At 45.0% G+C, this 9,321-nt stretch carries 8 protein-coding genes; 2 read left to right on the plus strand and 6 right to left on the minus strand.

The genetic code is table 11. From position 1 onward, the window contains the following. A partial coding sequence (locus QVP40_RS10265; RefSeq protein WP_288200477.1) for a BlaI/MecI/CopY family transcriptional regulator occupies positions 1-273 on the plus strand: 273 nt, incomplete at its 5' end. A gap of 85 nt (positions 274-358) precedes the next feature. After that, positions 359-2,074, plus strand: a complete 1,716-nt coding sequence (locus QVP40_RS10270) for a BlaR1 family beta-lactam sensor/signal transducer (protein WP_288200488.1) — start codon at positions 359-361, stop codon at positions 2,072-2,074. Here QVP40_RS10270 and QVP40_RS10275 read toward each other — a convergent pair. The 6 genes from QVP40_RS10275 to holA form a co-directional block, all read right to left on the minus strand. Further along, positions 2,051-4,087, minus strand: a complete 2,037-nt coding sequence (locus QVP40_RS10275; protein ID WP_288200489.1) for a penicillin-binding transpeptidase domain-containing protein — start codon at positions 4,085-4,087, stop codon at positions 2,051-2,053. The two genes, QVP40_RS10270 and QVP40_RS10275, sit on opposite strands and share 24 nt — an antisense overlap. Before the next feature lie 293 nt (positions 4,088-4,380). After that, on the minus strand, positions 4,381-5,289 hold the full coding sequence (gene nadA / locus QVP40_RS10280; protein ID WP_022068341.1) for a quinolinate synthase NadA: 909 nt from the start codon (positions 5,287-5,289) through the stop codon (positions 4,381-4,383). Next, on the minus strand, positions 5,286-5,834 hold the full coding sequence (locus QVP40_RS10285) for a transcription repressor NadR (protein WP_022068342.1): 549 nt from the start codon (positions 5,832-5,834) through the stop codon (positions 5,286-5,288). Before QVP40_RS10285 ends, nadA begins: the two co-directional genes overlap by 4 nt. A 13-nt stretch (positions 5,835-5,847) precedes the next feature. Further along, entirely contained in the window at positions 5,848-6,699 is an 852-nt protein-coding gene (nadC, locus tag QVP40_RS10290; RefSeq protein ID WP_022068343.1) for a carboxylating nicotinate-nucleotide diphosphorylase, read from the minus strand. After that, the gene (locus tag QVP40_RS10295) at positions 6,692-7,981 is read right to left on the minus strand and encodes an L-aspartate oxidase (protein WP_022068344.1); all 1,290 of its coding nucleotides are present in this window, start codon (positions 7,979-7,981) and stop codon (positions 6,692-6,694) included. Before QVP40_RS10295 ends, nadC begins: the two co-directional genes overlap by 8 nt. Positions 7,982-8,325: 344 nt before the next feature. Next, positions 8,326-9,309, minus strand: a complete 984-nt coding sequence (gene holA / locus QVP40_RS10300; protein WP_022068345.1) for a DNA polymerase III subunit delta — start codon at positions 9,307-9,309, stop codon at positions 8,326-8,328. Positions 9,310-9,321 lie beyond the last annotated feature (12 nt).

Raw genomic sequence — 9,321 nt, forward strand, 5'->3', positions numbered from 1 at the left:
TGGAGTCCCAAAACTGTCCAGACCATGCTGAAACGACTTGTGACAAAAGGTGTGCTCTGCTATGAAAAACGCAGCCGGATGTTTGTCTATTCTCCTGTTTTTTCTGAAGAGGATTATCTCCGCCAAAAAAATTCCAGTTTTCTGGACCGGTATTATAATGGAAAGCTTTCTGCCATGTTCTCCTCTTTTCTGGACACGGAACCAGTTTCCGGGGAAGAACTGGAATCTCTTCGTCAGCTTTTGAACGATCGTTTTCCGGAAGGGGGAAATTAATTTGCAGAATTTTGGTATCCGCTTTCTGATCTGTAATCTTATTCTTATAGCTCTTACAGGAATACTGGTCTGTGCAAAAAGACTTTTGAAAAACCAGCTTTCTCCGGGACTCCAGTATTATCTCTGCATACCGTATTTTATCCTTCTGTCCGTGCCTTTTCTCCCACTGTCCTTTTTCGGATTTTCGTTTCCCGTATCCCGAAGCTCATTATTCCAATGGCTTTCTGCTTTTATAAACAGCCTGCAGCCGGCTTCCGCGCAAAACCTCCCTGGCATTTCCTCTATGACAGCCTCGGATTCCAGCTCCGTAATCCGGGATTTTGCAGTCTCTGTAAATTCTGCAGCTCCCGGACACTGGAATCTTATACTTCTTTCGTTCTGGATTACCGGTGCTGCCATAACCCTGCTTTTATTTTTCCATATTACATGGAAGTTCCATAAAATAAAATGCGGCGCCAGTCTCCTTGAGAAACCGGAAAGCCAAAAATTTTTTTCAGACTGCTGTACAGAGCTCCATATTCGTCGTAAGATTTTGGTTTTTGTCAGCCCCCAAATCCATTCGCCTGTAACAACCGGCTTTCTGAAACCCCGGATTTTTATTCCTGCCGATCTTGACTCTGTCCTTCAGACCCATGAATTACGGTATATGTTTCTCCATGAGCTTCAGCACTGCCGCCGTCTGGACGGGCTTGTCAATAATCTTTGTATTATGTTCCGCATTATTTACTGGTTTAACCCGGCAGTTATCCTGGTACTGAAAAAAATCCCCCTGGAGCGGGAGCTTGCCTGCGATGCCTCTGTGCTGACTCATCTGTCAGCAGAGGATTACCCTCTTTACGGAGCTTCACTTTTAAATCTGGCGGAAAAGCTCTCTTCTTATCCGTCTGCTTCCGGAATGGTAAGCAAAGGCAGCCAGCTCCGCCGGCGAATCCTGGGAATCACCTCTTTCCGGCACAGAAACAGGAAACAAAAATGGAAAAGCGTAATTTCCTATCTTCTCATTTCTGTTCTTACTGCAGGAATGATACCTGTATTGTCTGCATACGCCGGCTCCGAAGAAACTGTTTCTTTACATGGAAAAACCACAGAGAATCTTGAGCTTTCCACAGATTTCCATGGTTTTGACGGAAGCTTTGTTCTGTATGACAGTCAGACCGGGCTTTGGAAAATTTACCGGCCTGAGCTTGCCATCCAACGTTTTTCTCCGGCCTCTACCTTCAAAATTTATTCTGCTCTTCACGGGTTGGAAAAGGGCATTATCTCACCGGAATCCTCTTTCATGAAATGGGACGGCACTCCCTGCGCATTTCCCCGGTGGGAACAGGACCAGACCCTTGATTCTGCCATGAAGGACTCTGTAAACTGGTATTTTCAGAACATGGATCAGCTGCTTGGAAGAACAGAAATCTCCTCCTTTCTGAAAAAAATCAATTATGGAAACAAGCAGATAAGTAAAGATCTGAAGCTTTACTGGGCTGACGACTCACTGAAGATTTCCGCAGTAGAACAGGTGGAGCTTCTTCAGAATTTTTACACGAATACCTTTGACTGCTCCGAACAAAACATTCAGGCAGTAAAGGATGCGCTTCGGGTAGGAGAGTTCTCAGGCGGAACGCTGTACGGCAAAACCGGAACTATTCGGAGAAACGGCAGGGATATCAGTGGATGGTTTGTAGGTTTTGTGGAAACAGATGATAATGTTCTGTATTTTGCTGCAAATATCCAGGGTGCAGACCATGCAGACGGCTCACAGGCCGCTGCAATCACCCGTTCTGTATTATCCTCCAAAATATTCCTCTAAAACTTCCGCATCCTTTTGGACTACATATCCGCTTCCTCCCAGTTCCTTTACGTTTTCCACCATGGATATCAAAAGAACTGGTCTGGAAGCATCTTTTTCCACAGGAAAAACAGCAAACCATCCGATTTCTGTACCTGTAGAATCTTCCTGGGTTGCTTTAAGCTCTGCGGTTCCTGTTTTTCCCGCAAGAAGAACGTCCTGTCTGCAGGCTCCATATCCGGTCCCCGAAGGATCGTTCACAACCCCAGTCATTCCTTCCATAAGCTTATCCACGATCTCCGGAGAAAATGCCTGTGGAATCCATGTTTCTGCAGAGGGATTTTCCCGGTATCTCAAATAGGGACGAAGCATATTTCCCTGATTGAGAAACGCCGTATAAATACTTGCAAGATGAAGAGGATTCACAAGAATCTGCCCCTGCCCGTACCCGCTGTCAGCAAGCTGAATCTCTGTTTCAATTTTATCAGTATTCGAATAATGGGATTCCGCCACAGAAATCTCAAAAGGAAGCTTCTGGCAAAAACCAAGCTGTTCCAGAGAATCCGCCAATGTCTCTGCCCCGATTCTCAAAGCTGCCTTTGCAAAATAAATATTATCAGAATAGATCAGGGCATTTTTTAGTGTAACCGGCTCATACTCATGAAGAGTCGTTACATGGTAATCTCCCCAGGAGGAATCCTTCTGCCAGGAAAGTCCTTCATTTCCAAAATCCTCCTCCGGATCCAGACTGCCTGTTTTCATTCCAATTCCCGCGATCACAGGCTTCAGCACAGAGCCCGGACACCAGATCTGACGAAAACGGTTATACATTGGCTTTTTTATATCCTCATTCAAATCCTTCCACTGAGTATCCGAAAGTCCCAGAATAAAATCATTATTATCATAGGAAGGAGTGCTTACAAGAGCCAGAACTTCTCCCGTATAAGGATTTACTGCCACAGAACAGCCGGGATCCTCCTGAAATTTTTCATAAAGGGACTGCTGCAGGCCGCTGTCAATGGTAAGCTGAATGTTCTGTCCGTCTTCTCTTGGAACACTAGCTGCCACTTTCCTGGTGTTTCCAGCCTGATCTACAATTCTGATCTCACATCCATTTTTCCCCTTCAGTTCTTTTTCATAGAGAAGCTCTGCCCCGCTTTTTCCAATCACACTGGTAGCATCATAGCCCTCGCCCTTATGCTCTTCCAGATCCTCTGCGGTTACAGGCTGCACATACCCGATCAAATGAGAGGCGGCTTCACCCAGAGGATACGTCCGGATCTCCTGATCTGTCAGCATAACTCCCGGGACGGCAAGAAGCTGTTCCTGACGCTGCTGCTCCTGAAGAAGCTCCTGACCGGGATTTTCTGCCATAAGCTCCAGTTCACTGACTTTTGGAATAGTTGCCAGCGGCACAAAGGAATCTTCCTTTACCCAGGATGCGCTTAACTTCTGAAGAATGGTTTCCTCCCTCATATCAAGAAGCAGAGCCAGTTCCTTTACAGCTTCCTCCTTATTCTGAAGCTTTCCCGGGACAATGCCCACAGAAGAAGCAATTCCGGGACCGGCAAGTGTCTTTCCGTTCCGGTCAAGAATCCTTCCCCGCTGTGCCTTATCTGTAACAACACTTACCTTGTCTGATGGAGTCAGATCCGGAAGAATCATCCCGTCATTCCATAAAAGTAAATATCTGTTTTTTGTCCTGACAAAGCCTGTCTCATCAGAAAAAGCAATGGTTCCGGCCGCAGTATCCATAGAAATATCATAGGACAGCACAGTAGTCTTTCCCCTGCTGCTGATTTCCTGAATGTTTTCAATACGGATATTATGGGCTTCCATTCCCTCATAAATTCTGGAATTTCTATGGATAAAACCCTCTTTATCAAGATTGATCAACGTATCCGGATCCACCATCTGATACATGGATTCATAATCCTTTTCTTCCACTGCGGAAAAATAAGCCTTCAAAATTTCCTCCGGCTTTTCTGTCCTCATCCGGGACACCAGACCAACAGCAAAAACCATCAGAAGCATCCCTGCAGCAATCAGCAAAACTGTAAACAAAATCTTTTTTGACTTTTTTATTGTAATCACCTCTTTTTAAATCTTACATTTGTAATCTTTATGCTTAAATATTACATCTGTAAGATATAAAAGTCAAGGTTTTATATGTTCAGAAAAATTCAGAAATCCCTCCTCCTGTTGTCTGCGCCTCCAATAACACTGGAATAATGTAAGCTATGATAACAGTTTCTGATCAAAATTATCTGTTTTCCCCCCAGACAAACAAAAGGAAGCGCTTTCGCGCTTCCCCTCGCTCCATATATTTATTCAACCATTTTTCTGATACATCTTCCTGCGCCTTCCATTACTTCCGGAGACAGCTCGATCTCTTCTCCTGCAGTTCCTCTCAGGCAATTATAAACATCCATTAAAGTAGTAACCTTCATGTCCATGCATGTAAGAGAAACAGACAGAGGATAAAACTTTTTATCCGGGCAGGAAAACTGCAAATGCTCTACAATACTGTTTTCTGTTCCGATAATAAATTCTTCTGCATCCGATTTTTCCGCATACGCCATAATTCCTGTTGTAGAACCCACATAATCAGCCTTCTGTGTCACCTCAGGGCAACATTCCGGATGTACAAGAAGAAGGGCGTTGGAATGAGCAGCTTTTGCTTTTTCTGCCTCCTGGCCAGTAACCATCTTATGGCGTGGACATCCTCCGTCATAAAAGGCAAAGGTCTTTTCCGGAAGCTGCTCTGCCACAAAATGTCCAAGATTCGGATCCGGAATGAACAGGATCTTATCATTGTCAAGCTTTCTGCAGATTTCCAGTGCAGAAGCTGAAGTCACACATACATCACACTCTGTTTTCAGCTCTGAAGTGGTGTTGATGTAAGCTACAACCGCATAGCCAGGATATTTCTTTTTCAGCTGGCGGAGTCCCTGAACATCAAGCTGCTCTGCCATAGGACAGCCTGCTGCCGGATTTGCCAGCCAGACTCTTTTGTCAGGATTCAGAATCTTGCAGGTCTCAGCCATAAAGCGGACACCGCACATGATCATGCCACTGCAGTCACTTTTTGTGGCTTCTACACTTAATCCGTAGGAATCTCCTGTATAATCCGCAACCTCCAGAATCTCATGTCCCTGATAGGCATGTGCCAGAATACAGATGTTTTTTTCTTTTTTCAGGCGAATGATTTCTGCCTGTAACTCCGCTACTGTCATCTTATGTTCTCCTTTTTCTCTTTCTTCTCCCAGGGTTGCAGGGGGGCCAGCAATCCTGCGCTCTCCAGCCGCTGACCGATCAGATCCAGCCGCTGCTGGCTTTCCGCTTCTACCAGATGATAATGGTAGCCTGAAGTGGCATTGCTCAGAACTGTAGAATGACTGCTGTTCAGAGCTTCTACAAATTCCGTCACATCATGCCTGGAACGAATGTCCATTTCTGCCGAAACCCGGCCATATACACGGTGGCTGATGCTGATATTCTTCACACGACCGCCGCAGTCCACAATCAGGTTCAGTTCCTCGGCTGCCTGCTCCTGGCTGTGGCGAACCTTAAATTCTCTTGTACAGCTGTTTTCCTGTTGTATGGTATAGCCCTTTGTAGTGGAAAGGATTCCCGGCGTTGACGCCCGTATCACCGCCATATCCTGAACGATTACCTGACGGCTTACGCCAAATTTTGCCGCAAGCTCTCTGGCCGCCACCGGAAAATCCGAACTCTGAATCGTCTTCAGAATCTCCCTTCTCCTCTCAGAGGTATTCATGCTTTCCCTCCTCTCAGATCGCATGAAGATTTTTCATGGAAATATCAAGGATCGGAGCAGAATGAGTAAGCGCGCCGCTGGAAACATAATCAACACCCACCTCACGGATTCTGGCAATATTTTCTTTTGTGACATTTCCTGAACATTCTGTCTCCGCTCTTCCGTCAATAAGCTCTACAGCCTCTTTCATCTGTTCCGGAGTCATATTATCCAGCATAATAATATCAGCTCCTGCCTCAACAGCTTCTTTTACCTGTTCCAGAGACTCTACCTCAATTTCAATTTTGCGGACAAAGGGCGCGTAGGCCTTTGCCATGGCAACTGCTTTTGCAACGCTTCCTGCCGCACCGATGTGATTGTCCTTCAGAAGAACTCCGTCAGAAAGATTGTATCTGTGATTGTTTCCTCCGCCTACGCGTACTGCATATTTTTCGAACACACGACAGTTAGGGGTTGTTTTTCTTGTATCCAGAAGAGTAAGACTGCTTCCCCCAAGAAGTTTTGTCACTTCTCTTGTATAGGTGGCAATTCCGCTCATTCTCTGAAGATAGTTAAGCGCCACACGTTCACCGGAAAGAAGCACACGGATATCTCCTGTTACCTTTGCAAGAAGCTGTCCGTTTTTTACTTCCTCGCCATCTTCACAGAAAAATTCAATTTCTGTTTTGTCATCAAGAAGCGTGAATACTCTTGCATAAACCTGAAGGCCTGCTATCACTCCGTCCTCTTTGGCGATCAGATCAACGGTTCCCTTTTGAGCCTTTGGCATAACGGCATTTGTGGAAACATCCTCGCTTGTAATATCCTCTCTCAGAGCCATCATAATCAGCTCATCTGCCTGCATTTTCATTGTAATTTCATTCATGACTTTTTTTCATCCTTTCAATTTCATTTAAAATCACTGTACGGTAGCCTGCCATAAGACTTTCCCGGTCCTCATACACCTTCCGGTCTACTGCGCCTGCCTGACATGGCTCCGGCTTTTTCCCAAATAATATATCATCTGCTGCCCTTCTTGCAAAGACAAGAGATTCCAGAAGAGAATTGCTGGCAAGACGGTTCTTTCCATGAACCCCATTGCAGCTTGTCTCTCCGCAGGCATAAAGTCCCTGCATGGAGGTTCTGCTTCCCAGATTCACTTTAATTCCGCCCATAAAGTAATGCTGGGCAGGCACTACAGGAATTGGTTCCTTTCTTACGTCAAAGCCTTCTTCCAGACATCTGCTGAAAATATTAGGAAAGTGCTTCATAATTGCAGTTTCCCCCAGAGGCCTCATATCCTCCCAGACAAATTCTGTATCCTGCTTTTCCATCTGAGAAAAAATCGCCTGGCTCAAAAGATCTCTTGGCTGAAGCTCATTTGTAAAACGCTGCCCGTTTTTGTCATAAAGGTAAGCGCCCTCTCCTCTTACGGATTCTGAGATCAGGAAACGCCTTCCGGGCTTTTGGGAGTACAGAGTTGTAGGATGTATCTGTATGTAATCAATATTTTCCAGCACGATTCCATGCTTCATGGCAATCCCCAGCGCATCTCCTGTAATATGCGGAAAATTCGTAGAATTTTTATACAGGCCTCCAAGTCCTCCGCAGGCAAGTACTACATATGGAGCACGGATTTCATAAATTTCATCCTGCTCGTCCATAGCAACAATTCCGCCGCATATATTATCCGCTGAAATCAGGTCTACCATTGTCATATTTTCAACAATTTCAATATTTTCGCTGGTTCGTGCCTGGGCCAGCAGCTTTGAGGTGATCTCCTTACCTGTAATGTCCTTGTGAAAAAGGATTCTTGGCTGAGAGTGAGCGCCTTCTCTGGTAAATTCCAGATCTCCTTTTTCATTTCTCTCAAAATCCACCTCTCTCATCAAAAGATCCCGAATAATACTGTTGGAACTTCTGAGCATCAGATCCACTGCCTTTTTATTATTTTCATAATGTCCGGCCCGCATGGTATCCTCAAAGTAATCTTCATAGTCATCCTCGCCCCGGAGCATACAGATGCCCCCCTGGGCCAGAAAAGAATCAGACTGATCTGCTTCCTTTTTTGTGATCATCAGGATATTCTTTCTTTCCGGAATGTTCAGGGCACAATAAAGACCTGCGGCACCGGTTCCTACAACGATCACGTCATAATATTCTTTCATTTTCTCCCTCGCCCCCCACAGCTGCCATTTTTCGACACCTGAGCGGTTTTCTTTACATAATCTTTGGATGTTCTTAACATTTTTTTTGCAAGTATACCACCAAACTTGATAGGTGTCAAGACACCTGTAAAGCACATAAAACAAGCCGGTGTTTTCACCCGGCTTGTTTATTTCATAATTCCGCTCATACAAAAAACAGATACTCTTGATATCCTGAAAATCTCCCTGTAACAATTCCTCTGCATTTTACTGAAACTATAGTCTCCTTCACTATATTTTCTTCCTCTGTGTTGTACCGGGGCAGTAAAATTGATGGTTACAGCTGACTCTTAAAAATCTCCGACTTACCGTGCAGAACTGTATTTTACAATCAGAAGCTCCACACTCAGTACATCCTGAAGCCGTCCTGTTTTCACTGCTTCCTCTGCCTCCACAAAGTCTTCCTCTGCTTTCTGAAGCTCCGCAGCCGAATAGGAACGGGCACAGGCGGAAATATTTCGCGCCACAAAAGACGGTACTCCTAACCGGGAAGCAATTTCCGGCTGCGCCACGCCTTCCTCTGACATCTTCTTTGCCAGAAAAAGCTGGTGAAACTGTTTTGCCAAAAGAAACAGGATTCTCATTGGCGGCTCCTTCAAGGTCAGAAGATCATAATACAGCTCCAATGCCCGTTTCTGATTTCTTTCCGTTACCGCACGCACCATGTCAAAAATCTTGTTTGCAGTCTGGGTGGTGCACACTGCCTCAATATCCTCAGCAGTAACAATATCTCTCCCCTGGGTGTAAGTGATCAGCTTTTCCAGCTCCATACGGATATTTCCCATATCAGTTCCTGTTTTTGTAAGAAAAAGCTCCATATCAGAAGTTCTGATCTTCCTGCCTTCCCGTCCCAGGATTCCTGCAGCCCAGCGCATCAGGGATTTTTCATCCTGTCTGGCAAACTCCGTAATACGGCCACAGGCTTTCACTGCTTTATACATCCGGCTTCGCTTGTCCACTTCCTCTTCCACAAAAACCATCCGGATATAATCCGGCAATGATTTCATGTAATCCGCAAGTTCTTCACACTTATTCTTAAAAAATCCGGAGTTTTCCACAAGGATCACTCTGATTTCTGCAAAAAAGGGCATCGTTTCACAAAGATCGATCATTTCACGAACTTCTATTCCCTTTCCTTCATATCTGGTAAAATTCATGGTATCTCCATCCGGATTCAATGCCTGTATCAGCTTATCCTTATACTGTTGTCTGAGATAGGCCTCTTCCCCAAACAAAAGATACGCCTGTTTAAATTTTCCTGTTTTTAAATCTTCCTGTAAGCTTTTCAAGTCTGAACTCCT

It is taken from the genome of Blautia sp. CAG:257 (assembly GCF_000433815.1).
Classification (GTDB): Bacteria; Bacillota; Clostridia; order Lachnospirales; family Lachnospiraceae; genus Blautia_A; species Blautia_A caecimuris.